This window comes from Candidatus Enterococcus leclercqii (assembly GCF_009933135.1).
Classification (GTDB): domain Bacteria; phylum Bacillota; class Bacilli; order Lactobacillales; family Enterococcaceae; genus Enterococcus_C; species Enterococcus_C leclercqii.
The window spans coordinates 1-24,316 of the sequence record NZ_MAEH01000021.1 but is presented as its reverse complement, the minus strand read 5'-3'; the positions used below and the strand labels follow the sequence as shown (position 1 = coordinate 24,316).

General features: G+C 42.1%; 19 protein-coding genes. 13 read left to right on the top strand and 6 right to left on the bottom strand.

Annotated features, from left to right (window positions below):
* The first annotated feature begins 13 nt into the window (after nucleotides 1–13).
* Nucleotides 14–1,042, top strand: coding sequence for a DNA polymerase III subunit delta (gene holA / locus BAU14_RS13225; RefSeq protein ID WP_161900742.1), 1,029 nt, complete (start codon nucleotides 14–16; stop codon nucleotides 1,040–1,042).
* A 259-nt stretch (nucleotides 1,043–1,301) separates the two neighbouring features.
* The gene (gene recQ, locus BAU14_RS13220; protein ID WP_161900580.1) at nucleotides 1,302–3,071 is read left to right on the top strand and encodes a DNA helicase RecQ; all 1,770 of its coding nucleotides are present in this window, start codon (nucleotides 1,302–1,304) and stop codon (nucleotides 3,069–3,071) included.
* Between the two features lie 123 nt (nucleotides 3,072–3,194).
* On the opposite strand, the gene rpsT is transcribed toward recQ, so the two are convergent.
* Entirely contained in the window at nucleotides 3,195–3,449 is a 255-nt protein-coding gene (rpsT, locus tag BAU14_RS13215; RefSeq protein WP_161900579.1) for a 30S ribosomal protein S20, read from the bottom strand.
* A gap of 376 nt (nucleotides 3,450–3,825) precedes the next feature.
* Between rpsT and BAU14_RS13210 the strand changes: the two genes are divergently transcribed.
* The 4 genes from BAU14_RS13210 to BAU14_RS13195 all read left to right on the top strand — a co-directional run bounded on the left by BAU14_RS13210 (nucleotide 3,826) and on the right by BAU14_RS13195 (nucleotide 9,221).
* The gene (locus BAU14_RS13210; protein ID WP_161900741.1) at nucleotides 3,826–4,809 is read left to right on the top strand and encodes an inorganic phosphate transporter; all 984 of its coding nucleotides are present in this window, start codon (nucleotides 3,826–3,828) and stop codon (nucleotides 4,807–4,809) included.
* A gap of 48 nt (nucleotides 4,810–4,857) precedes the next feature.
* Nucleotides 4,858–5,484: a DUF47 domain-containing protein gene (locus BAU14_RS13205; protein WP_161900578.1), complete on the top strand. Its 627-nt coding sequence runs from the start codon at nucleotides 4,858–4,860 to the stop codon at nucleotides 5,482–5,484.
* Nucleotides 5,485–5,959: 475 nt separating this feature from the next.
* Nucleotides 5,960–7,603 (top strand): ABC transporter ATP-binding protein, encoded by a 1,644-nt coding sequence (locus BAU14_RS13200; protein ID WP_161900577.1) that lies wholly within the window; start codon nucleotides 5,960–5,962, stop codon nucleotides 7,601–7,603.
* Nucleotides 7,572–9,221, top strand: coding sequence for an ABC transporter ATP-binding protein (locus BAU14_RS13195; RefSeq protein ID WP_161900576.1), 1,650 nt, complete (start codon nucleotides 7,572–7,574; stop codon nucleotides 9,219–9,221). The genes BAU14_RS13200 and BAU14_RS13195 overlap by 32 nt, the downstream gene beginning before the upstream one ends.
* A gap of 216 nt (nucleotides 9,222–9,437) precedes the next feature.
* Here BAU14_RS13195 and BAU14_RS13190 read toward each other — a convergent pair whose 3' ends face one another.
* The 4 genes from BAU14_RS13190 to BAU14_RS13175 form a co-directional block, all read right to left on the bottom strand.
* Nucleotides 9,438–11,378 (bottom strand): heavy metal translocating P-type ATPase, encoded by a 1,941-nt coding sequence (locus BAU14_RS13190; RefSeq protein ID WP_161900575.1) that lies wholly within the window; start codon nucleotides 11,376–11,378, stop codon nucleotides 9,438–9,440.
* 226 nt (nucleotides 11,379–11,604) lie between these two features.
* Nucleotides 11,605–12,438 (bottom strand): undecaprenyl-diphosphate phosphatase, encoded by an 834-nt coding sequence (locus BAU14_RS13185; RefSeq protein ID WP_161900574.1) that lies wholly within the window; start codon nucleotides 12,436–12,438, stop codon nucleotides 11,605–11,607.
* Nucleotides 12,439–12,719: 281 nt separating this feature from the next.
* Nucleotides 12,720–13,424, bottom strand: a complete 705-nt coding sequence (locus tag BAU14_RS13180) for a histidine phosphatase family protein (RefSeq protein ID WP_161900740.1) — start codon at nucleotides 13,422–13,424, stop codon at nucleotides 12,720–12,722.
* An 18-nt stretch (nucleotides 13,425–13,442) separates the two neighbouring features.
* The gene (locus tag BAU14_RS13175; protein WP_161900573.1) at nucleotides 13,443–14,069 is read right to left on the bottom strand and encodes an MBL fold metallo-hydrolase; all 627 of its coding nucleotides are present in this window, start codon (nucleotides 14,067–14,069) and stop codon (nucleotides 13,443–13,445) included.
* A gap of 341 nt (nucleotides 14,070–14,410) precedes the next feature.
* On the opposite strand from BAU14_RS13175, the gene BAU14_RS13170 reads away from it, so the two are divergent.
* Nucleotides 14,411–16,762 carry an ATP-dependent DNA helicase gene (locus BAU14_RS13170; protein ID WP_161900572.1) on the top strand — a complete coding sequence of 784 codons (2,352 nt, stop codon included), beginning with the start codon at nucleotides 14,411–14,413 and terminating at the stop codon, nucleotides 16,760–16,762.
* Nucleotides 16,763–17,015: 253 nt separating this feature from the next.
* Here the strand turns inward: BAU14_RS13170 and BAU14_RS13165 are convergent, their stop codons facing one another.
* Complete coding sequence (locus BAU14_RS13165; protein ID WP_161900571.1) at nucleotides 17,016–17,507, bottom strand: YajQ family cyclic di-GMP-binding protein; 492 nt, start codon at nucleotides 17,505–17,507, stop codon at nucleotides 17,016–17,018.
* Nucleotides 17,508–17,757: 250 nt separating this feature from the next.
* Here BAU14_RS13165 and BAU14_RS13160 point away from each other — a divergent pair, with 250 nt between their 5' ends.
* From BAU14_RS13160 to BAU14_RS13135, 6 genes are all read left to right on the top strand, one after another.
* Nucleotides 17,758–18,690 (top strand): YitT family protein, encoded by a 933-nt coding sequence (locus BAU14_RS13160; protein WP_161900570.1) that lies wholly within the window; start codon nucleotides 17,758–17,760, stop codon nucleotides 18,688–18,690.
* A 190-nt stretch (nucleotides 18,691–18,880) separates the two neighbouring features.
* Nucleotides 18,881–19,216, top strand: coding sequence for a metal-sulfur cluster assembly factor (locus BAU14_RS13155; RefSeq protein WP_161900569.1), 336 nt, complete (start codon nucleotides 18,881–18,883; stop codon nucleotides 19,214–19,216).
* 271 nt (nucleotides 19,217–19,487) lie between these two features.
* A complete protein-coding gene (locus tag BAU14_RS13150) occupies nucleotides 19,488–20,420 on the top strand; it encodes a dihydroorotate oxidase (RefSeq protein WP_161900568.1) in 933 nt (310 codons plus the stop codon).
* 78 nt (nucleotides 20,421–20,498) lie between these two features.
* Entirely contained in the window at nucleotides 20,499–21,041 is a 543-nt protein-coding gene (locus BAU14_RS13145; RefSeq protein WP_237580472.1) for a GNAT family N-acetyltransferase, read from the top strand.
* A 141-nt stretch (nucleotides 21,042–21,182) separates the two neighbouring features.
* Entirely contained in the window at nucleotides 21,183–23,711 is a 2,529-nt protein-coding gene (locus BAU14_RS13140) for a glucosaminidase domain-containing protein (RefSeq protein WP_161900567.1), read from the top strand.
* 110 nt (nucleotides 23,712–23,821) lie between these two features.
* Nucleotides 23,822–24,004, top strand: a complete 183-nt coding sequence (locus tag BAU14_RS13135) for a hypothetical protein (protein ID WP_161900566.1) — start codon at nucleotides 23,822–23,824, stop codon at nucleotides 24,002–24,004.
* Nucleotides 24,005–24,316: the final 312 nt, after the last annotated feature.

The following is a 24,316-nucleotide window of genomic DNA, read 5'->3' as shown; positions in this document are numbered from 1 at the left end:
GGAAGCGGAAATACTGGATACTCAAAGTGCATTGCAAAAGATCAAATCACAACCACTAGCACCAATCTATCTAGTGTTAGGAACAGAAGCCTACCTTCAAGACAAGGTGAGAAGAGCCTTTTTGAAGCGATTGGATCTGCAAAAAGACGATCTGGATTTAGTGAGTTTCGATATGGAGCAGGACTATCTGAACTTGGCAGTTGCCGAAGCCGACACGCTGCCCTTGTTTTCATCTGAGGACAAGCGCTTGATTTTTATTGAGAATCCTTTCTTTTTGACGGCCGAGCGCAAATCCGGCGTTCCAGAACATGATTTTGAAGATTTTCTTACTTACCTCGCACAACCGGCAGATACGGCAGTAATGGTAATCATGGCGCCCTATGAAAAATTGGATGAACGAAAAAAAATTACAAAGGCCTTGAAAAAAGCGGCTGTGGTTATCGACGTCCAGCCTTTGCAAGAAAAAGATGCCATTGTGTATTTAAAGCGTTCCGTGGAAAATAGCGGACTACAAATGGATAGAAAAACACTCGATTTATTTATTCAATTGACGGATCTGGATTTGTCCAAAGGAATGCGAGAATTGGAAAAGCTGGTTTTGTACGCCGGGGGCAATAACACTATCACTACAGAAGAGTTGTTGGCACTGATCCCTAAGTCACTGGATCACAATCTTTTTGATCTGACAGATCACTTGCTGGCAGGACGTACGGAGGCTGCCTTGCGATTGTATCAGGATTTGTTGCTGCAAGGCGAAGAGACGATCAAATTGAATGCGGTTCTAATCAGTCAGTTGCGTTTATTGTTACAGACACAAATCCTCATGAAACAAGGAAACCAACAGTCAAATATCGCAAAAATCCTTGGTATTCATCCCTATCGAATCAAGCTTGCGATGCAGCAAGTACGTAAATTTTCAGCAAAACGGTTGATGCAGGTTTATGATAGGCTAATTGAAAACGACTATTTAGTGAAAACCGGCAAAATGGACAAAGAATTGCTTTTTCAATTGACGATACTGGAGGCAGCGGGGCGATTTTGACCCGCTGTTTCTTTGACCGCTCTGTTTTTTTTAGAGTGACTGTTTTAGAGTTTGAAAATCTAGAGGGGCACCCTTGAGATAATGTTTCTCAGAGCAAAAGTCATTTGACCGATAGAAGAATTGGACCTGAAGCTTGGGAGTGGCCAAGGATGGTTCAAAAACCAATTTTGATACTAAGCGTTTTTAGTGGAAGGCAGATTTATTCTGCCATAAAAGAGTTTTTATTGTTACGTTATGCAGTGTATTTGGAGGGATCACAGTGGATCAGGCACTCGAACTTTTACAAAAAGTCTACGGTTATGACCGTTTCAGACCGGGGCAAGAACAGATCATCCGGCAAGTCTTGGATGGGGAAAGCACACTGGGAATCATGCCCACAGGTGGCGGCAAATCAGTCTGTTATCAGTTGCCGGCGTTGATGCTATCTGGAGTAACTCTAGTGATTTCCCCGCTGATTGCATTGATGAAAGACCAAGTGGATGCCTTACAAGAACTGGGGATCCCAGCGACATTTATCAATAGTTCCTTGTCCCGCAGTGAAAGTTTTGAACGGATGAGAAAAGTGCGCAGTGGTGAAGTTAAGCTGTTATATGTTGCGCCAGAACGATTGACAGCTGGAGATTTCCGCCAGTTGCTGGATGATATCAAAATCAGTCTGGTAGCTGTGGATGAGGCACATTGTATCTCTCAATGGGGACACGATTTTCGCCCCAGCTATTTGGCATTGCCGGATTTTCTTAACAGTTTGCGAGAAAAAACGGCTGTCGTAGCATTGACCGCTACCGCAACACCGCAAGTAGCAACGGATATTCAAAAACTGCTCCGTATTCCCAGCGACCATTTGGTGAAAACCAGTTTTGAGCGGAAGAATCTGGCCTTTTCTGTCGTGAAGGATCGTCCGGAGAGTTACTTGATGGAATATCTGCGTACAAACCACGATCAAGCAGGTATCATTTATTGCTCCACGCGAAAAGAAGTCGAAAAGCAGTACAATCGCTTGGAAAAGGCAGGCATCAAAGTGGGGCATTATCACGGTGGGATGTCCGAAGCAGAACGGACATTCAATCAGGAGAATTTTATCTATGACCGCGTCAATGTGATGGTGGCTACCAACGCATTTGGCATGGGTATTGATAAGAGCAACGTTCGCTTTGTCGTTCATATGCAGATCCCGGGAAACCTGGAATCTTATTATCAAGAGGCTGGTCGGGCAGGTCGTGACGGCTTGCCTAGTGAAGCCATCTTGTTTTATTCACCAAATGACATCCAGATCCAACAGTTTTTCATTCAGCAATCAGAAGCCAATCAAGATTACAAGAATCACGAGTACATGAAATTGCGAGAGATGAATCAATATGCCCATACGCAACTGTGCCTGCAGCGCTATATTCTACACTATTTTGGTGAAGATGGCCCTGACTGCGGCCGCTGTGGCAACTGCTTAGATGATCGAGAATTGGTGGATATCACCAAAGAAACCCAGATGATCTTATCCTGTGTCAAGCGGATGGGGGAACGCTTTGGCAAGGGCCTGGTCGTTCAAGTATTGGCGGGCTCTAAAAATCAGAAGGTAACCCAATGGCACTTTGATGAATTGTCAACATATGGTTTGCTGAAAGGATGGACTCAAAAAGATTTGACGGCTTTGGTAGACTATGTCACCGCCAGTGGCTACTTGACAGCTGGAGAAGGGGAATATCCTACCTTGAAGTTGACGGACTTGGGTGTGTCGGTGCTCAAAGGCCAAGAGCAAGTTTATCGGAAGCAGCAAAAAGTCAAACAGCTTGTAATGGATGATGGCCTTTTTGAATTGTTGCGCCAGAAACGCTATGAATTGGCTGCTGCACAAAATCTGCCGCCCTATGTCGTCTTTTCTGATCAAACACTGCGAGACTTGGCAGAACAACGTCCCGATTCTCGTTTGAAGATGTTACAGATCAAGGGGATCGGTGAGAACAAACTAGACAAATACGGCGATACTTTTTTAGCAATTTTGCAAGGGTATGAAGCCTCTGGAGAGCCGAAATAAGCTGTTTTATAAGAAGACAAAGAGCTGCAACAGCTAACCCTGAGGGGCTGTTGCAGCTCTTTGTCACAGATGAAAGAGTAAACAAAAAAGCGTCCTCCATTGAGAAGGGCGCTTTTGTTGTTATTATTTAGCAAGTTTGCTAGTCAGACGAGATTTGTCGCGATTTGCTTTGTTTTTGTGGATCAGGCCTTTTGTTTCAGCCATGTCGATCGCTTTGACAGCGTCTTTGTACAACGCATCTACGTTATCGGCACCTGCTTCGACAGCTTGTTCAAATTTTTTGATGGCTGTACGCATTGCGCTTGTTTGTGCCGAGTTTTTTGTGTTAGCAGCTTCACTCGTTTTTACGCGTTTGATTGCAGATTCAATGTTTGGCATGGAATGTTCACCTCCGGATAAAAAGTATTGCACGAATAAATTCGTACAAATCAACACTAGTCATTATACCTAAACCTTATCGGCAATGCAATAAAAGATGTTAAGAAATTTTCCTTTACAGCTATTTTCTTATAAATAAGAAGTGGAAATGCCATAATTGCAAGGACTTGGGTTGCTGGTTTGTAAGCGGATCAGTTTTTTTCTATTAAATCGAAGTTGGTATTGCGGGGAGTAGGAAAAAACGATAGAATAATGTGGGTTTACCAACAAGTGTGATTTTCAAAAGTGGTGTGCCTACTTGTCAATTTTTAATAGAATCTGAATTTTGGTGGTGTGCTTAGTGAGTATTGCACTAATTGTAACTGTGACATTGGTCATGGGGGTTATTTTTGTCAACGGCTGGACCGATGCCCCTAATGCCATTGCGACGGCTGTTTCCACGCGTGTTTTGAAACCGAATACGGCTATCGGTATCGCAGTAGTAATGAATTTTCTCGGAGCGTTGGTGATGACAGCCTTCAATGCGCAGGTGGCTGAAACCATCAGCAACATTGTGAGTTTTGATGCCGGAGGGGATTTGCGTGCTTCGCAAGTGGCGTTGGCGGCCTCCTTGTTTTCAATCGTAGTATGGGCAGTTGCTGCGTGGTATTTCGGCATTCCTACAAGTGAATCCCATGCGCTGATTGCCGGATTGACAGGATCAGCGATGGCTCTCGGAGGGCTGGGTGCTGTAAACGGTCAAGAATGGTTGAAGGTTTTGATTGGTTTGGTTGTATCCACTGCGATGGGATTTGGTGGTGGTTATCTGATCACCAAAGCAATCGTTGCAATTTTTAAAAATGTCCCTCGGCCCAAAGCAAATAAATTTTTCACTATCGGACAGGCTTTTGCTGCTGCAGCTAATGCTTTCTTGCATGGCGCTCAAGATGGTCAAAAATTCATGGGGGTCTTCATGTTGGGATTGTTTTATAACAACTTGGCTGAAAAGACGGGCAATGGCTTTACAATTCCGCTGTGGGTTATGGCACTTTGTTCATTAACAATGGGCTTTGGGACCTCAGTAGGGGGAATGAAAATCATCAAGTCTGTTGGGATGGACATGGTGAAGCTGGAAAAATATCAAGGATTTTCTGCTGATCTGAGCGCCGCAATCTGCTTGTTTTTAGCCTCTCTCTTCGGAATCCCTGTCTCAACGACCCACACGAAAACGACTGCTATCATGGGCGTAGGTGCTTCTCGGCGGCTATCCAGTGTTGACTGGCGAATCGTAAAGGAAATGATTTTTGCCTGGGTGATGACCTTCCCTGGCTGTGGGCTGATTGCTTATGTTATGGCAAAGCTCTTTGTAGCGATTTTTTGATAGTCAAAAGACCTTTTGTAACTTAATTTGGATAGAGGAGTGCAGACAATGGCACGGAAAAAACAGTACGATTTTTTTAAAGCGATGGAACATTTGGCAGCAAATACGCACCAAGCGGCAGAACTTCTCGCCGGTCTGGTGCGCAACTACAATGCAGAAACAACTTTGATTACAGAATCAGAAAAAATCCATATTCTTGAAAAAGAGGCGGATACTATCGTTACCGAGCTTACCAATGAGCTCTATGATGCATTTATTACACCGATTGATCGCGAGGACATTTTAGTTATTTCAGAGCGTATCGATGATATTCTAGATGGTATCAACGGCGTAACCTATTTGTTTGAAAATCTTGTGATTACACAATTGCGTCCGGAAACAGATGTTTTTGCCGATATGATCGTAACAGCAGTCAAAGGTGTTCATACCGCAACAGTGGAATTTCCGAAGTTCAAACATTCTAAAACCCTTAAGTCGATGATCGATGAAGTGAATACTATCGAATCAGAAGCCGACCGGTTATACTCGCGTCTTAAGAAAGACCTCTTTACAAATGAGACGGACCCACTGGAAGTCATTAAGTGGAAAGAAATCTATGATCGCTTAGAAGAAATCATCAATAACAGTGAAGATGCTGTTGATATTATTGATGGAATGGTTATTAAAAACACATAAAATAGCTTTTCTAAGATGAATGAAAAGCTACTTTAGACTGTAGACAAAGTCAATTACAGACTTTGACTGCAGTCTTTTTTTATACCGAAATTGACACTTATTACTATGCCAGTTATCAAATGAGCCTGTCCATTTCGAAGTACAATGCCCATCTCATGATTCAGACAGCCTCTCTACTAGGTAAGCTAAAACTATATAAATAACGCGGATAATACATATGAAGACTGAGAAAATATCAAAACATAAAAGAAAGCGATTTCTATAAATCGATATTGATGTTATTATTTTTAGTGTGAATAGTAAATGTATTAGTTAAGTGGTTAAAAAAGAGGGGTTATAGAAATAAAAAATATTTTAAGTGATATCGAATAGTTATTTATCTATTTTCAAACAGTCTAATTTAGGTTTGCTGATTTCTCTAAAAATAATGAAATGAAGATGATTCTGAAACAGAGAATCGGAGAAAGGAGAGAACATGAAACGTGTCAGCCATTTGAATATTTTTACTCACTATAAATCACAATTAGTTTTAGTAGTAGTCACTAGTTTAGTATTCACGCTAACAAACATCGCTATTCGTATTTTTTTAGGAGAAGTAGTCGACAAAATTTCTGTTGAGAACTTGGGGAAGAACGTCTTGATTGGCCTTGTTTTCCTGGTAATCCTGATTCTGAGTAACTTAATGTCTACTTATCATGGGAAAAAATATTGTGGGTTAATCAGTATGCTATTACTGAACAACTTGAGCCACTATTTTTTTACTGCGGATTATGACAATATTTCAAGAAAAACAGAAGGAGATACAACAACACTTATCTCCACGGATACCACTATTCTGGAACAGTATTGCAATCGAATCATTTCTGGTTTTATTCCAGATTTGTTTTTCTTTGTCGCTTCTTTAACCTATCTTTTTGTGATTGATTTCAAATTAATGCTATTGGCGCTTACAGCTGCCTACTTTACTGTATTGATTACCTCAAAGCAGGCACAAAGGCTCAGTAGGCACTATTCTATTATGAGAAAGCATACGGTAGAGACTAACCAATTGCTGGGATCAGATTTGGAAAAAATTGAGGAAATTAAGTCTTTTCAAATTGAAGAATCCAGATTTGAAATTTATCTGCAACAACTTAATAAATTGACGGAAATCAGTAGGAAGTCCTTTCTAATTGAATCCCTCCTGTCTATTCCAATTTTATTTAGTGGCTTTAGTACAATCGTAGTTATTGCAATTTATGGAGGAAATTTAGTCGCAAATGGAGAAATCACACTGGGAACACTGATGTCTGTAATGATGGTTGCCGATTTTATTATCGACCCCATTATGAAACTCGGAGGAACGTTATCGATTGCAAGAAAAGCAAAACTAAGCTGTGAAAGCTTCAACAATTTCTTTGAGAATCATACTCCTAGTCTAAAAAAAGCAATCGGGTGCAATCTTAAAAAAAAAGCGTTTGAACTGAAAAAAGTCGAATTCGGCTATGGCAATACAACTCTTTTTACTAACATAGACATGGAATTTGAAGTTGGAAAGCCGGTTTTTATTACAGGAAAAATTGGAAGTGGTAAATCAACATTAGTAAAGATTATGGCTGGGTTGTATTCGCCAATCAGCGGCCAGGTCATTTTAAATGGCCTACAGTTGGATCAGTATGATAGGCAAGAGGTTCAGTCAAAAATCACTGTAGTTTTACAAGACTGTCCCGTTTTTTCCGGTACAATTTTTGATAATTTGATTATGGCCAACCCGTCAGTTTCTTTTGAAAAAATCAAAAAAATCTGTCAGAAAGTTGGCCTTGATGGCGAAATCGTTTTAAAGGAAACAGGCTACGACACATTTTTAGGTGAAGCCGGATATGGGATGTCTGGTGGACAGCTTCAAAGACTATCCATAGCTCGAGCGCTACTCGTGGATTCTGAAGTGGTGATTATGGACGAACCAACATCAGCTTTAGATAAGAAAAATAGAGAACATATTCGCACAGTAATAGAGGAATTGTCGAAGGATAAGATTGTAATTGTGGTGTCACATGATAGAGAGCTTATTTCAGATAATGTTGAGTATGATATAGGAGGCAGGTGCTTTGTCAAAAAACGATCTTGTAGTTATTTATAAGCTATTGAAACGAATAAAAGGAAAATCAAGTATCTATTTGATTTCGACTGTAGCTATCTCATTTAGATCCTTCTTGATTAGTTTGCTGACCGGGCTACTCTTTTCGGAAATTCTTGTTGCAGCACAAAGGCAATCAGTGGAGAGTCTAAAAAAAGGTGTCCTGACATTTCTGACTTTTTTGATCTTATTTACCGTGAGTGACTCCTTTTTTATGTACTTACAATCACGGGTTCTATTGGATATTGAGAACACGTTTAGAAAACTGATGGTAAAGAAGATGTATTCGGCGCCGTTCTTTCAAATCATGGCAGTTGGGCAAAAATCAACGTTGTTATCACGAATAAATGAAGATGTCAGTCTTGTTCGCAATATTTTTGGAAGTGGCATTTTAAACCCAGTATTATATTTTTTTTCTGGGGCAGGCGCCATTATGGTAATAGGAAATATTGCGCCAATTTTTATTATTTGGAGTTGTATAATCGGGGGTGTGAGTGTTGTTTCCAATAGTCAGTTTGGGCGACTTCGTAAGCACATATTTGAGCAAATACAAGAGATAAAGAGTGAAGTATTGCGCCATTTCAACGAAGCGTTAACCTACAATATGTCGATTAGATTGGGGAGTATCGTACCTGGTTTTCTTCAAAGAATGGAAAGATCGATAGCACAGCGGTACACTATTTCATTAAAAAACGCTAAATATGAGGCTGTTGTGTCAAGTATTGGTACTCTGGAAGGAGCTTTAAAGTACGGGGGTACCATCATGTTGGGAATCCTATTTTATAAAAGAGGTCAGATTCAGCTTTCAGAGATCATGATTTTGACGCAAATGGTCGGACTTGTCGTCGTGGTTTTTACTTCGATAGGTAGTTCACTCGTCACGCTGCAGGAATCTTTAGTGGGTATTAAAAGGATATTCGATATTTTAGATATAGAAGAAGAACGACAGTCTGGATTTGACGTTGTCAGTAAAAATATCGATCAGAAAGAGCTATTTAAATTCGAAAATTTGTCCATATCCTATAAAGAAAGCAAGAATGTATTGAATAACTTGAATGGAGACATCAAGCCCAATAAGATAACGTATATCAATGGACCAAGTGGAAGTGGAAAATCATCTTTACTAAAAATATTGATGGGCTTTTTACCCTATCAAGGGTCGATTAAATTATATGGAAAGGAATTGACTGACTACAAAATAAGTGAGTTGAGAACCCAAATAGCCTATGTACCACAAGAACCTACTTTTTTCGATGGGACGCTGGCAGAAAACTTGTTAATTGATCAAAAACAGAGCATTGACGATGTTGAAATAGCAAATGTTCTGGAACTTGTTTGTTTAAAAGAGGTCATTTTCTCGTTGCCTGAGGGATTACATACCTATATTGATTCAAAGAGAATTTTCTTTTCAGGGGGACAAATGCAATGCTTGTCCCTTGCAAGGGCATTGTTAAGTGATAAGCCTATCTTGTTATTGGATGAAACTTTTTCGGCAATGGATATCTTTACGAGAGAAAAAATATTTCAGAATATGGAGTTACTATTAGTCGATAAAACCATCATTTTAGTTTCTCACTTTCTTGAAGATGAAAAGAAAAAGGAGGTATTGGCCCTCTACTAATTGATTCCAGGAGGCTTAACAAAGATATGAAGCACAATTTAAAAGAGTTACACTTTCATTTAACCAGGGGGATATAGCTGCTGTTACCATCAGATATGACAAGAAAGAGGCTCCACGCTTTTTCGGCTTTCTCTGGTCATCACGTACTATTTTAAATCAAAAAAGACGCCCTCTCATTACTGAGAAGTGGCGTCTTTTTTCGAAAGCTCACAAAATTTAGGCTGTTTTCATTGCATCTGATTCTTTGCGGATCGGGCACTGAATACATTCTGAATTACTAGATGCAACAGGCTTCATCCGCAACAGGCGCAGGCCGTTTAAAATCACCAAAATGGTACTGCCTTCATGACCGATAACACCAAGGGGCAAACTTAGAATCTGAACGAAATTTGAGAGGATCAAAAGCAAAATAACTGCTACTGAGAAGCAGATATTTTGCTGAATGATTCGTTTCAGCTTTAACGAATGCTGATGGGCCATTTGCAATTTTGCCAGATCATTTTTCATCAAGACCATGTCGGCTACATCCACCGCCAAATCGGTCCCTTCTCCCATGGCTACACCGACTGTGGCGCTTGCTAAGGCGGGAGCATCATTGATGCCGTCGCCCACCATACAGTTTACACCGTATGATTCCCGCTGCTCGGAGACAATCCGCGCCTTGTCATCAGGAAGGCAATCTGCTTTGAAATCGTCTAATTTCAAATGCTCAGCAATTACGCGGGCGGTTTCCGGATTGTCACCTGTGAGCATGCTGGTATAAATTTGCTGTTTCTTTAGATAATCAATGACGTGGTAAGCTTCTGGTTTAGCGATGTCTTGCAGTGCTAAATAAGCGAGTAGCTGATTTTCTCGTGTGAGGTAGATTAATGTTTTTCCGCTTTGTAGTAGTCGCTGGATTCGCCGTCTTTCTGTTTTAGGAATGTCGGTTTTTTTCTCATCAGTGAAATTTGGTTTACCAATTCGCCAACAGGTACCATCGATATCGGCCTCCAAACCAAAGCCGGTGACCTCTCTTACGGGAAGCTTTTGCAGCTCTGGAGTAGCGGTGACAGTAGAGGAGAGATAATTAATTACAGCCTCTGCTAGCGGATGAGTGGTCTTGGCCTCCAGCGCTAGCAAAACTTCTCGCACCTGCTGCGTATCTTCTATAAAGTGTGCATCGGTTACAACGGGACGTCCTTGTGTCAAAGTTCCGGTTTTATCAAATGTGACTGCTTTAAGCTGGGAGAGCTGTTCCAATGCGGCGCCACCTTTTACCAAAATTCCATTTTTAGCACCGGCTGAAATTGCCGCTAATGTGGCAGGTGTTGCCGAGGCAACCAGTGCGCAAGGGGAGGCGACCACCAACAGCACCATTCCACGATAAAAACTTTCCTGCCAGCTCCATCCCAATAGGAGATGTGGCAAAAGAATCATTAACGGTACGGCCAGCAGCACGATTTTAACATAGGTATTTTCAATGCGGTCGATAAAAGATGCTGTCTTAGTTGGCTGATTTTGTGCGTCTTCAACTAACTGAATGATTTTTGCCATGATGGTATCACTGCTGTTTTTACTGACTTTAATAACAAGTGGGTTCCCGAGATTCAAAGTGCCGCCGTATACTTCGTCGCCAATCGTTTTTTCTGCGGGAAGGGACTCACCGTTAATTGCAGCTTCGTTTAGCTGAGTAACTCCTTGTGTGATAATCCCATCAATCGGGACTGTTCCACCTTTTGGTACCAGTAGCAGATCATCAATTACTACTTCCTCGATTGGCACTTCTTTCAAGTCGCCATCACCGATATATTTTTGAGCCACAGCGGGTTGCAGGTTCATCAAAGCAGTAATCTCTCTACGGCTTTTGTTGGTAGTGTACTCTTCCAAAAAGCCACTCAAACAAAAAATGAAGGTCAACATGGCCCCTTCAAACCAATTGCCAATGAGGCAGGCGCCAATCGCTGCCAGTGCCATCAATAAATCGACATTGAGCGTCCGATCTTGGATCAATTCCGTCAGACCTTCTTTGGTTTGTTTATAGCCACCACTTATGATTGCAATTAAAAAGAGTACCGGGTACCAAGATAGACTGTGACTTGCCGCAACCTGCCCGCCTATCATAAAGAGTAGACAAAGCAAAGTTGCTACTAGTGCCCGTTTTTCATTTTTTCCCATAAGAAACCACCTTCCTTCACCTCGAGAATACCATGGAGACTTGGCTAAATGATAATGAAATCACCCAATTGAGAACGATAGTGTTTCTCAACAAGTATTCAGTCGGCCTCACGAAACAGTGCAGACAGCAAGAAGTTGCCTGTCTAACGGGCTCGCTACGATTTTACAAGAAAAAACCCTCATCAAAAGACGAGGGCCAGAATTTACAGAGTATGCAAATATAAGCTTACATCGCGATCAGCCAATAGCCAATCAAAACGGCACCGAGAATAATTCGATACCAACCGAAGACGGTAAAGTCGTTTTTCTTGATGTAGTTCATTAAGAATTTGATAGCAACAATCGAAACGATGAAGCTGACGAGTGTCCCCACCAAAAGGATTACGAGACTTTCTGTGTTGAAACTGTTTCCTTTGAGAAGAAATTTCAAAATTTTATATCCGCTGGCTCCCAGCATTGTGGGAATTCCCATGAAAAAGGAAAATTCGGTGGCAACGAAGCGGGATGCGCCAATCATGATACCGCCGAGAATAGTGGCGCCGGAGCGGGAAGTCCCAGGAATCAAGGAAAGCACTTGAAACATACCTACCATCAATGCTGCTTTATACGTAAATTGTTTGAGATCAGTGCATTTCGGAGCAATTGACTTGTTTCTTTTTTCAACGATGATAAAGGCAATCCCATACAGAATCAACATGATAGCTACCGGCAAAAAATGATGGAAGTTGGCATCCAACCAGTCGTCTAAAGGTAGGCCAATAATGACAGATGGAATGACAGCGACAACAACTTTGAACCACAGTTCCCAAGTGTCTTTTTTCTCGCTTGCAGACTTTGAAGGAGAAAAAGGATTCAATTTGTTAAAGTACAGATAAATGACCGCTAAAATTGCACCTAATTGAATCACGACATTAAACATGGACATAAACTCAGCCGGCATCTGCAACTTGATAAATTCATCCGCCAAAATCAAGTGGCCGGTACTGGAGATTGGCAGCCATTCGGTAATTCCTTCGATGATTCCTAAAATAATTGCTTTGACGATATTCATTAAAAACATAGTGTCATCCTTTCCCAACAAAAAACTGGCGGTAAACCAAACCGCCGTACATGTGAAAGTATAGCTGTTTTCAACAGTAAAACCAACCGTTTTCTTGACCCTTCTTGATCCTTAAAAAAAATTAAAGAAAGAACGGCGCTGCGCTTTAGCACTGTTGGCCATTGCATGTTGAGAAGGTTAATTTTTGCTTGTAACCTTGAGTTCTAAAAAAGACTACAAACCGAATCAGAAGTCTGATCTGGCTGCAGTCCGTTTGTAAAAAAAGGGGTAACTGGGGTAGATCAAGCCAAGATATCTTTGGAGATTTCACGGCCTTTTTCGATAAATTCTGTGCTGCCGATTTCTTGAATCGTGAACTTACCCTCCTCGTAAGTCAGACGGGTCACGCTGCCATTTTGCAAATCGACGCGGACGGGTTGTTTGGCATCGATGAGATTTAGCAAGAAAGCAATGGTAAAACCGTGAGATACCACGATTGCTCTGCCGCCGCCGTTTTTTTCGACACGGTGGGCGATATCTTCAAAGCCGCTGAAGACGCGGCTGCAAAGAACATCAAAGGTTTCGGCCCAGTGGGCGGTGTCTGCTTCGTAAACTGCTTCCGCAATGTCTTTAAAAGTAATATCGGTTTCCCACATTTGTTCACTGGTTTTAAAATTCAGCACACGGGGTAAGACACCCCACATCTCGGTATCATAACCACCTTCTAATGAGCCCCAGCACCACTCGCGGATGCGATTGTCAATCGCATAAGGGGGCTTTGGTAATTGTAAATTTTCTCCCATGATCAGACGCATGGTTTCAATCGCACGTCCTGAGTCGCTAGAAACGGCTTCAACAAAATGCATTTCCCGCAAACCCAGTCCTAAATAATGAATATCTTCGCTGCCTTTACTGGTCAGTGGCGTATCACACCAACCTTGTGCCCGTTGCAAGGCATTGAACATTGTTTTTCCGTGTCGCACGACATAGAGTTCTGTTGTCATTATCGTTTCTCCTCCGTGTAATCAATTATTGAAAAATGGATTCAGTCGTTTTTCCCGTTCAACTGTTGTAGCCTCTCCGTGACCAGGATAGACCGGAAATTCTTCTGGTAACGTGAACAGCTGTGTTCGGATACTATTCAAAAGCTGCTCGAGGTTTCCTGTCGGCAAGTCCGTTCTGCCAATACTCCCGCGAAAAAGGGCATCACCGGATACGACAAAATCAGGGAAGATAAAGCTGACACTACCAATAGAATGTCCTGGTGTGGCTACTACTTTAAAAGAAATATCAGCAATTTCATACTCTTTTAGCTGGAAATATTCATCAGCCGGTGCAGTCACGATGTTTTCTATATCATCATGGCGTCCTAATCCCGAGAGATTCATGAGTGGATCTAAAAGCCAATCTGCTTCTAGCGGACTGACATAAACCGGTATCTCATAAAATTCCCGCAAAGGATCGACAGCACCGATATGGTCGTAATGGGTGTGGGTCAGAAGAATCGCTGCTGGTGTGGCGTCAGTATCTTTAATAGTTTCAATGATTTTTTCTGGTTCAGCACCGGGATCAATGATTAACAGGTGACGCTCGGTATAGACCAAGTAACAGTTTTCCTGGATTGGACCGGTGGGGATCTGTAGAATCTTCATGCTTGCTCACTCCGTTTCTTATCTGTCTGTTTCAGTATAACGCAAAGAAATTTTTCCGACAATGTGAGAAGGGCACTGCCGTCATTGAATTCAAAATCATCTGACAACTGGAGAGTTTTATTTTTGTTTATTTAATAAAAGGTGATGAAGGTTTCACGAATTTCTAATCCAGCGACGTTATAGTTGTCTAGTCCAAAAACATATCCAATATTTCCTTGGTCCTCGAAAGTGATTTCGAGGATTTTTTGCTTTTTAATGGAAATCGCCTATAATAAGTAAACGTATGTTCGTAAAAAAACTGAAGTGCAGAGTTGATTGTTTGAAAAAGGAGGGGATAGCTAGTGGACCGTGGCAGAATCTCTGTGCGTAATATTGTTGAATTTACCTTACGCCGAGGAGACATTGATAGTCGTCAGACCTCCAATCATACGGCGCAAGAAGGGGCGCGTATTCATCGCAAGTTACAAAAAGCCGCCGGTGAGGCCTATCAAAAAGAAGTATCTTTAAAACGAACCTTCACTATCAATGAAGACACCCTGACGATTGAAGGCCGTGCTGACGGTATCTTTACATCAGAAGAGGGCCAGAGGGTGATTGATGAAATCAAGACTTCGGAAGTTTATTTTGAGGATTTGTCACCGGATCAAATGGAGATGTTTTTCTTTCAAGGAATGGTTTATGCTTATATCCATGCCTATCAAGAAGAACTAAAAGAAATTGCTGTCCAGTTGACTTATTTTCAAACGACGGAAGAAAAAATCACTCGGCAATTGCGGCTTTTTACACTGGCAGAGTTGCAGCTTTTCATGGATCATCTATTGGCGGAGTATCACAAGTGGCTGATTTTTCAAGATGACTGGCGCAGAGTCAGAAATACGTCGTTGACAAAATTAGTCTTTCCTTATGAAACCTTTCGCAAAGGCCAGCGGGAATTAGCGGCTGCCGCCTACAAGACATTGAAGACTTCCCGCCGCTTGTTCGTTGAGGCGCCTACTGGGACAGGCAAGACGATCTCAACTTTGTTTCCGGCACTAAAAGCAATGGGGGAGGCCTCTTGTGATCGGATTTTTTATTTGACGGCTAAGACCATCACTCGTCAAGTCGCAGAAGATGCCTTACAAGCGTTGGCTGAAAAAGGCTCCTCAGCCAAATCAGTGACCATCACCGCAAAAGATAAAATCTGTTTTATGGAGGAGCGAAACTGTACGCCGGAGTATTGTCCCTATGCTAAAGGCTATTACAACCGAATCAATGAAGGATTATGGGATTTGCTTCACCATGAGAATCAGATTACACGAGAAGTCATTGAAGCATATGGACGTAAACACCAGCTGTGTCCTTTTGAATTGTCGTTGGATGTCAGTTTATTCTGTGATGTCATCATCGGTGATTACAATTACTTGTTTGACCCGACGGTTTATTTGCGGCGTTTTTTTGAAGAACCCAAAGAATCGTATTTTTTCTTGATTGATGAAGCCCACAATTTAGTCAGCCGGTCGCGAGAGATGTATTCGGCAGCTTTGACCCGCAACAATGGAGTGGTTTTTCAAGAAAAATTGGCAAAAGAGTTTCGGGGACTTCATCGGCGACTGAACAAAATCGACAACGAATTTGAAATGCTTTATCAACGCTCTGTGGATGAAGACTGGCATTTTAAGCACCAAAAAGGGTTGCCAACAAGTTTAGTAGAAAAGCTCTATGGTCTATCAGAAAAAATAAAGGAGTGGTTGGCAGCCAATCCGGGAAATCCAGCTGAAGAAGCGGGATTGGCCTATTATTTTGAAGTGCTGGCGTTTTTACGAATCGCGGAAATCTATGACGATCATTTTGAAACGACTATCGAGCGAACCTACACAGATCTGAGGATTAAACTCTTTTGCATTGAACCGGCGCCTTTTTTGGAAACGATGCTGGATAAAGGCACTGGCGCCCTTTTGTTTTCGGCAAGCTTCACGCCGCTGTCTTATTATCAAGATGTGTTGGGGGGCAGCAAAGAAGCGCTAAGGTACAAGCTTCCTAGCCCCTTTTCTCCTGAAAACCAGGGGATATTTGTCGCAGATTATATCGAAACGACCTATCGTAAGCGACAGTCCAGTTTGACGCAAGTCGTTGATGCCATCTATCAAATGGTCGCTTCAAAAAAGGGCAACTATTTGGTGTTTTTTCCCTCCTATCAGTATTTAGATGAAGTGGCAGCCTTGTTTCAAACGGAGCATCCGACGATTACTCAGCTGATTCAAGACACGAAAATGACCGAAGAGGAGCGAGAAGCCTTCTTGGCCCGCTTTACAAAAAATCCCAGTGATTCTCTTGTAGGTTTTTGCGTATTAGGCGGGATCTTTTCAGAAGGAATCGATTTAAAAGGCAGTCGGTTGATTGGAACAGCTGTGGTTGGCGTGGGTCTGCCGCAAATGAATCATGAACAAGAATTGATTAAAGAATATTTCGATGAGACTCGCCATAAGGGCTTCGAATATGCTTATCAGCTTCCAGGAATGAACAAAGTCTTGCAAGCAGCAGGACGAGTCATTCGTGATGCAGCAGATCAGGGGGTTGTCCTTTTACTGGATCAGCGCTTTATCTCGCCGCGTTATCGGAAACTATTTCCTGCTCATTGGCAACATGCACGAATCGTCCACGAACCAGAAGATTTACCAAAAGAACTGGCTCGTTTTTGGAAAAGCAAAGAATGATTGATTTTGAGCTAATTTAAGTAGCAAGAAAAGAGCGGTGGCAATCTCTTGCCACCGTCTTTCAAAGTGAACACTACCCAAGGTGAGACACAAACAAAAGCCGGGTCCCTTCCATTAAAAACAATGGAAGGGACCCGGCTTTTCATTAGTATAACTTTTAAAGACAGACTTTTTCTCTTTATACATTTTTTATACGTATGGGAAGGCAACATCTACGATTAGAAATGATTGATGTCGTAGGCACTGTCATTAATCAACGGTAATTGGTGAACTGAAGCTCAATAGGCAAGTCCAATTTTCTTAAAAGTGCAATGACTTCTTGCAGATCATCGCGGCTTTTGCCAGTCACACGAATCTGATCGTCTTGGATTTGGGTTTTCACTTTCAATTTTGCATTTTTGATAGCCGTTGTGATCTTTTTCCCATTTTCTTTGTCGATACCACTGATCAACTCAGCCGTCTGTCTGGCCTTTCCTCCAAGGGATTTTTCACTGTCGGAAAAGTGGATATTTTTAACAGGCACACTTCGTTTGATGAGCTTGCTCATAAGGACATCTTTAATCTGTTCCAACTTAAAGTCGTCGTCACCCACCACTGTTAATTTGCCGTTGTCCATTGTGATCTCGACGGTAGAATTTTTGAAATCAAAGCGGTTGCCCAACTCTTTTGTTGTCATTTGGACTGCATTTTTGACTTCTTCCATATTGATATCACTTACGATATCAAAACTTGCTTCTTTTGCCATGTTGTCCTCCTTTTGGACCTTGATAATAGAATAATCCTTTGATTCATGTAAGAAATGAAGGGTTATCCACATCTTACCAAATGTCGGTAGGACGAACAACTTTTGAAAATTTTTGTCTGGACGAGAGAAAACAGTTGAAAAAAACGGCGGGATTGCTATTCTTAAGGAGGGTTTTTGGAAGAGACCGCTTTTGTAAGTGGGTTGTTCCGTTAGGAGGCCTCGATGAACGACCAATAAAAGGAGCAAATCTATGAAACGATTGACGGCAAATAATAAAAATACTGAAATTCTAAAGCGGATGGGGGTACTCTTGGTCTGCGGATTAACTTCAGCGATTTCACTGAACTATTTCTTGATTCCGGCCAAAGTATTGTCGGCTGGTATGAATGGGATTGCCCAGATTATTGTGGCTTTGGGATTGGAGCACTTTGACTTACATTTGAATACGGGGCTGTTTATTTTTATCCTGAACATCCCAATTTTTGCGTTGGGCTTTTGGAAACTGGGCAAAGATGCCACTTTTTGGAGTTTTTTGAACGTGGTAGCTATTTCTTTGATTACAATGATTTTCCCTCAAGGGGAGCTGACAGAAAATATCCTAATGAATTCCTTGATGGGTGGGGTATTTTTAGGGATTGGTGCTGGCCTGGCGCTGAAGATGGGATTTACCACCGGCGGGATGGACATTTTGTCGTTGGTGCTATCAAAAACGACAGGGAAAACCGTTGGCAATTTTATGTTCATATTGAACGGTTTAATTGTGTTAGTGGCGGGATTTATTTTTAGCTGGGAAAGTGCTTTGTATACGATTATTTCTATTTATGTTATGAGTTATGTGGTGGATATGATTCACACCAGCCATCAAAAATTGACAGCTATGATTATCACCACTAAACCGGATCAAGTAGGTCGCAGTATTTCACAGCGGGTTTTTCGCGGCATGACGTTGCTTCCTTCAGTGGGTGGCTATTCAGGTGTTGAAGGCAAGACGATTATGATTGTTATTACGCGGTATGAGCTCTATGATCTGGAACAGGCAATTCTAGAAGCTGATGAACATGCTTTTGTTAATATTTTGCCGACACAGTCAATCCTGGGTCGTTTTGCTACTGAAGATGAGCAACGAACATTTAAGGCGACGGGTGTTTTTCCTGAAATGAAGGTTCGCAAAGGAAAACGTTGATCCTGTTGGACTTTTCTTTGGCAGCAAGTGACTTCATTAAGCTTCGGTAAAATCTGATTTACAAAAGTAAGTAAACGGGGTATTATTTGAGCAGGATAAAAAGCGGTTTCCAGCGAGTCATCATAGGGGAAGGTTATTGCTGTGGCGAGGATAGTTGGAAGACTGGCTGACTAATAGGGGGAATGTGTTCATGAACGATGTACGGACGGAACAAGAAATTGAAGAAATCAAAGAGCGCATCTTAACAGCTTTGGAAACGGTAATCGATCCGGAATTAGGGATCGATATCGTTAATCTTGGCTTGATATATGAAGTAGAATTTGATGGAACAAATGGAGACACAGTCATCAAGATGACGTTAACTACCATGGGGTGCCCATTGGCTGACATTTTGACAGATCAAATCCATCAAGCTTTAAAAGAAGTACCGGAAGTGACTAGCACAGATGTCAAATTGGTTTGGTATCCTGCTTGGACCACCGATAAAATGAGTCGTTATGCACGGATTGCTTTGGGAATTCGCTAGCTGTAACTAAAGGGGTTGGTAGCTGCATAGGCAGTTGCCAACCTTTTTTGTGCGTTACAGAAGGTCACTTGAAGGTGTTGTTTACAAAGGCGTGTAATAAAGAATATCTGACGAAGAGGATGCCTAAGAGCAAGATTTTCGAGATCTGAAATGAGCAAGGGGCAACATCTGAATGTTTGTTGTGTGCAATAATTGGAATGTTCGTGATGACTTGATTTTTGCGAAAAAAAAGGCTATTCTACTGAAAGATTGATGGAAAGGGGCTTTTTCTGTGCTGAAAACGACTTTTTTAGATTACACTTATGCCAATCCTCTGATGAATGCTTCCGGGGTCCATTGTATGACTATGGAGGAGCTTGATCAGTTGGTGGACTCCAAAGCCGGTGCACTGATTACCAAAAGTGCCACAATGGCTGCCCGTGCCGGTAATCCTGAACCACGTTATTCCGATGTTCCCTTGGGTAGTATCAATTCGATGGGGCTACCAAATCACGGGATAGACTACTATCTTGACTATGCGTTGAATTATCAAAAGAACCAACAGGCACCACTGTTTTTCTCGGTAGCAGGAACCAGCGTGCAAGAAAATCTCCAGTTGTTGCAAAAGATTCAAGAAAGTGAGTTTAGCGGTATTACGGAATTGAATCTTTCCTGTCCCAATGTTCCTGGAAAACCACAAGTGGCCTATGATTTCCCTTTGACAGAAGAGATTTTGACAAAAGTTTTCAGCTTTTTCACGAAACCTTTAGGGGTCAAATTGCCACCTTACTTTGATATGGCACATTTCGATCAGATGGCGGCTATCTTAAACAAATTTCCTTTAGTCTACGTAAACTCTATCAATAGTATCGGCAATGGCTTATACATTGACGAACAATCCGATGAAGTGGTCATTCGTCCAAAAGGCGGTTTTGGCGGTATTGGGGGCGAATATGTGAAGCCTACTGCATTGGCAAACGTGCGAGGGTTTTATACTCGTTTGAAGCCTGAAATCAAAATCATCGGTACCGGTGGTATTTTGACCGGACAAGATGCCTATGAACACCTGTTGTGCGGGGCAACGATGTTACAAATTGGAACCCAGCTGCACAAAGAAGGACCAGCCATTTTTGAACGAATTAATAATGAGCTTGAAGAGATCATGAAGAAAAAAGGCTATCAAACCATTGATGAATTTCGTGGCAAACTAAAAACAATTGACTGATTTTACCGCTTGGAAAGCGATTTATTCTTTCCAAGCGGTTTTCTTTTTAATATAATAAGTGTTATAGGAGGGGTGGCCGTGTTTACAATCAAAAAAGCAGGTATAGATGAGTTGCCGATAATCATGGATATCATCGAAGCAGCCAGGGAGCATTTAAAGGCAGCTGGGTCTCCCCAATGGCAAGGCGGCTATGGACCCGATGAGGAATCCATGGAGCAGGCAATTCACCAGCAAATTTGCTGGGTCGGCTTGTTGGATGGACACACGGTAGCAGTCGCTTGCTTAGTTTCCGGTGAGGATCCAGTCTATACCGCGATTCAAGAAGGCAGCTGGCTTACTACCAACAGTGACCAATACGTATCTATCCATCGATTTGCTGTATCTTCAGATTTTGCCGGACAAGGCATTGCAACTAGGTTTCTGGAAGCGCTGAAGGTTGAAGCATTGAAGGTAGGTTATCGTGACTTGCGAATTGACACCTACCCTAAAAATTATGGCATGATTCGGGTTATTGAAAAAAATGGCTTCCAATATCGCGGTAAGGTATATTTTCCAATTCCAAACGGTGAGCGGGTGGCATTTCAATTGATAAAGGATCAGGTGAATGCCGTTAAAAATTAAGATTGGTGACGTAAAGCAGGAGTTCAAATTTTAAAATTAGAAAACAATGTGGTTTTCGAGTGCTTTCGCTTAGATTTGAGTATGCTTATATGGTAAAGTGTTGTTGTAAGGTCAAAAAGGAAGTTTTCATGGAGGTATGAAATGAAAAAGAAGAACAGTCTTGTTTTACGGAAGGCCTTAACCGGCTTTAGTGTATTACTTATCCTGTTTTCCCCTGGAGTAACCGCATTTGCCAGCATTTCTGATGGAGCGGAGATGCCAGTAAGCGAGGTTGCACCAGAAGACACGAACTCGATGATAGATCAAAATGAATCGGTCCAAGATCCAACAACCACGCCGGCGCCGGAAAATGACATTTCAACGCAGCCTGAACAGCCTTCTACTACGGTAAGCGATAAAACGTCATTGACAGCTCAGACGGCGCAATTAACTGAAGTGCTTTCCAACTCGGATCGGTATGTCTCCACAACCTTTGACAATAACTATCTCGACTCGTTATTGCAACGGGCAGACAGTTTGCTGGCAACAGAAACGGCAGCACAATCTGAGATTGACGACTGTACTGCTGAGATTCTGCAAGCGTTGGCTGGTCTGCGCTATCGAGGAGATAAAACAGCGCTGCAGGCCCGGATTGATTACACCGTCACCTTGCAAGCGTCAGATTATACCGCGACAAGTTTTGCTGCCTTGCAAGCATCGGTGAAGACGGCCAATGCGCTATTGGCTGACATTGATGCCGAACAAGATGCCTTAGATCAGATGCTTGAAGCGCTGAATGAGGCACTGGCCGCTTTAGTCAAAGCGACCCCTTCGCAACCAGAAAAACCAGAACAGCCCCAGCCTGAAAAACCTGCAACACCTCAGCCGCCAAAGAAGCCGGAGTCGTCCAAGCCTGACCAAAAGCCTGCTGAATCAAATTCAGAGGAAGGGACAAAAGCGGAAGCCGAAGAGACAGGCACGATTTCTGAGGGGCATTCAAATCAAGCAAACTCTGAGGATTCTGTAGTAGAGTCGAACTCAGGGAACGATTCCGTGAACCCTGTCGATAAAGAATATGCGGTAGATAGTCTGACGGACTCTGATTTGAATGGGTATGAACTGCCACTTTTGACAAGCTTTGAAGATGAGCGGCAGGCAGCCCTGGTGGCTCAAGGATTGAAAACATTGAGTCTGCCTTATGAAAAAGAGCCGCAGCCGGCAAAAACAGGAGAGTTGCCAACTGCCTTTAATAATCTAAGTCTTCCGAAGTATCTCTATCAATCTGTCCTTGGAAAAAATCTGGGGGAGACATTCGAAGAGCTGAGGGATTCAGGGACCAGACGAGAACTGACAGAAGCAGGCATTGGTGATCTTTTGTTCTGGGAAAAAGACGGTGCTATTGAACAAGTTGCTATTTATCTCGGGCAAGGAAAATATTTGATGGCCGATGAAGAAGCATTAAAAGAGGCACAGCAGGTTCTGCCGACGAAAGACATAGCTGTTGCTGAGTCTGCAGCCGACCAAGAAGAGATAGCTGGTGTTCGTATCTATACTGTCAAAGGTTATCAGCAGGATGAAGATGGAAAGGTAACCATTGAAGAAGCTGCCGCTGAAAATCAAAAAAATGAGACAGTACAGACGATTTATGACAAGCAATCCAATCCGAGCTATGCCGTTCATAGTATCGGGGATTCCCAATTAACATCAGTAGGACAAGCGCTGATCGACAATTATGCCGCCTCTGTCGATTTCAGAGTGAACCCGGTTACTGAAAGCTTCATTTCTTCTATTGCTGAGGATGCACGACAACTTGGACTTGAATATGACGTCTATGCTTCTGTGATGATTGCTCAAGCCATTTTAGAAACTGGTTCAGGTGGCAGCGGGTTGTCAAAAGCGCCCTACCACAATTTATTCGGGATAAAAGGCCTCTACAATGGCAACTCGGTTTCAATGAAGACGATGGAAGATGACGGAACGGGTAAGTTGTTTCAAATCACGGCTGCGTTTCGAAGCTATCCAAATTTCAGAGCGTCATTGAACGATTATGTATCATTGGTACGAGGGGGCATTAGTGGTAACGATGAGTTTTATAAAGGAACTTGGCGTTCAGAAGCAAAAAATTATCTGCAAGCGACAGAATATCTGACTGGACGTTATGCCACTGATACGACTTATAACAATAAGTTGAACTCAATCATTGCAGCTTACAATTTGACGCAATTCGACGAACCGTTACCAGCTGATAACAGTGTGATTATTGCCTCCCGCGGTGGGATACCGGACTACTATCGTGAAAAAATGGTGTATCCTGAATACAATGGTGTCAATTACAATCTGAGCGGTTCTTATCCAGTAGGTCAGTGTACGTGGTATGCTTACAATCGGATCACGCAACTCGGCGGTAAAGTAGACGATTACATGGGCAATGGTGGAGAATGGGGTCAGCGAGGAGCGGCTTTAGGCTATCAAACGACCCAAATTCCGACTGCTGGATATGCAGTGAGCTTTCATCCAGGGGTGGCCGGATCAAGTGCAGTGTATGGACATGTGGCGTTTGTAGAGGCTGTAGGTCCAGATGGTATTTTGATATCTGAAGGGAATGTGTTAGGGGGAACCATTATTTCTTATCGAGTGATCCCTAACAGTATTGCCCGTTCAAATAGTGTTACCTATATTGCACCTAAGTAATAGATGGAATAAGAGGAGTGTAAAAAAGTCGCCTTCCAGGCGGCTTTTTTTATATAATCCTTGTCAGCAATCAAAGCAATTGTTATGATAACGATTGAGGAAGGTGCGGTATGAAAAAAAGACAGAGAAAAAAACAAGCCTATAAACAGTATATTCGTGATATTTTTGAAGGGTACGAAACAATGATTGTTGATCCTGAAAAGGAAAAGCTTGTCTTTCACTATTTGAAAGAAGAAACGATTATTTATCGTGACGACGACCGGCAAATCCGTTTTCTGACAAGAGATATTTAAAACCGAAGCGCGCTTCGGTTTTTTCTTTCTCTCAGAAAATGAACGTAACATATTTAAAAAAAGCCTTGACCCGCTCTTTAAGAAATGGTAAATTAATCAACGTTGACGACGAGAAAGTCTCGTAGAAAACTTCTTGAAAATCAATTCAAAAAAGTAGTTGACACTGGCAACTAAGCCTGTTAAACTAACGAAGTTGCCGCTTGAAAGCACAACCTGTTATTGAAAAAGTCGCGCCAGTCGCGAAAAAACTTTTTCAAAAAAGTGTTTGACTTTTAAAAAGCAACGTGATACGATTTAAAAGTTGACGGCGAA

Excerpts from the sequence above, each read along its gene's own strand:
- BAU14_RS13140 (WP_161900567.1), top strand. The coding sequence starts at position 21,183 with ATGAAAAAGAAGAACAGTCTTGTTTTACGGAAGGCCTTAACCGGCTTT.
- BAU14_RS13185 (WP_161900574.1), bottom strand. The coding sequence starts at position 12,438 with ATGTTTTTAATGAATATCGTCAAAGCAATTATTTTAGGAATCATCGAA.
- BAU14_RS13175 (WP_161900573.1), bottom strand. The coding sequence starts at position 14,069 with ATGAAGATTCTACAGATCCCCACCGGTCCAATCCAGGAAAACTGTTAC.
- BAU14_RS13210 (WP_161900741.1), top strand. The coding sequence starts at position 3,826 with ATGGGGGTTATTTTTGTCAACGGCTGGACCGATGCCCCTAATGCCATT.
- BAU14_RS13205 (WP_161900578.1), top strand. The coding sequence starts at position 4,858 with ATGGCACGGAAAAAACAGTACGATTTTTTTAAAGCGATGGAACATTTG.
- rpsT (WP_161900579.1), bottom strand. The coding sequence starts at position 3,449 with ATGCCAAACATTGAATCTGCAATCAAACGCGTAAAAACGAGTGAAGCT.
- BAU14_RS13135 (WP_161900566.1), top strand. The coding sequence starts at position 23,822 with ATGAAAAAAAGACAGAGAAAAAAACAAGCCTATAAACAGTATATTCGT.
- BAU14_RS13160 (WP_161900570.1), top strand. The coding sequence starts at position 17,758 with ATGAAACGATTGACGGCAAATAATAAAAATACTGAAATTCTAAAGCGG.
- BAU14_RS13200 (WP_161900577.1), top strand. The coding sequence starts at position 5,960 with ATGAAACGTGTCAGCCATTTGAATATTTTTACTCACTATAAATCACAA.
- BAU14_RS13190 (WP_161900575.1), bottom strand. The coding sequence starts at position 11,378 with ATGGGAAAAAATGAAAAACGGGCACTAGTAGCAACTTTGCTTTGTCTA.
- BAU14_RS13165 (WP_161900571.1), bottom strand. The coding sequence starts at position 17,507 with ATGGCAAAAGAAGCAAGTTTTGATATCGTAAGTGATATCAATATGGAA.
- BAU14_RS13155 (WP_161900569.1), top strand. The coding sequence starts at position 18,881 with ATGAACGATGTACGGACGGAACAAGAAATTGAAGAAATCAAAGAGCGC.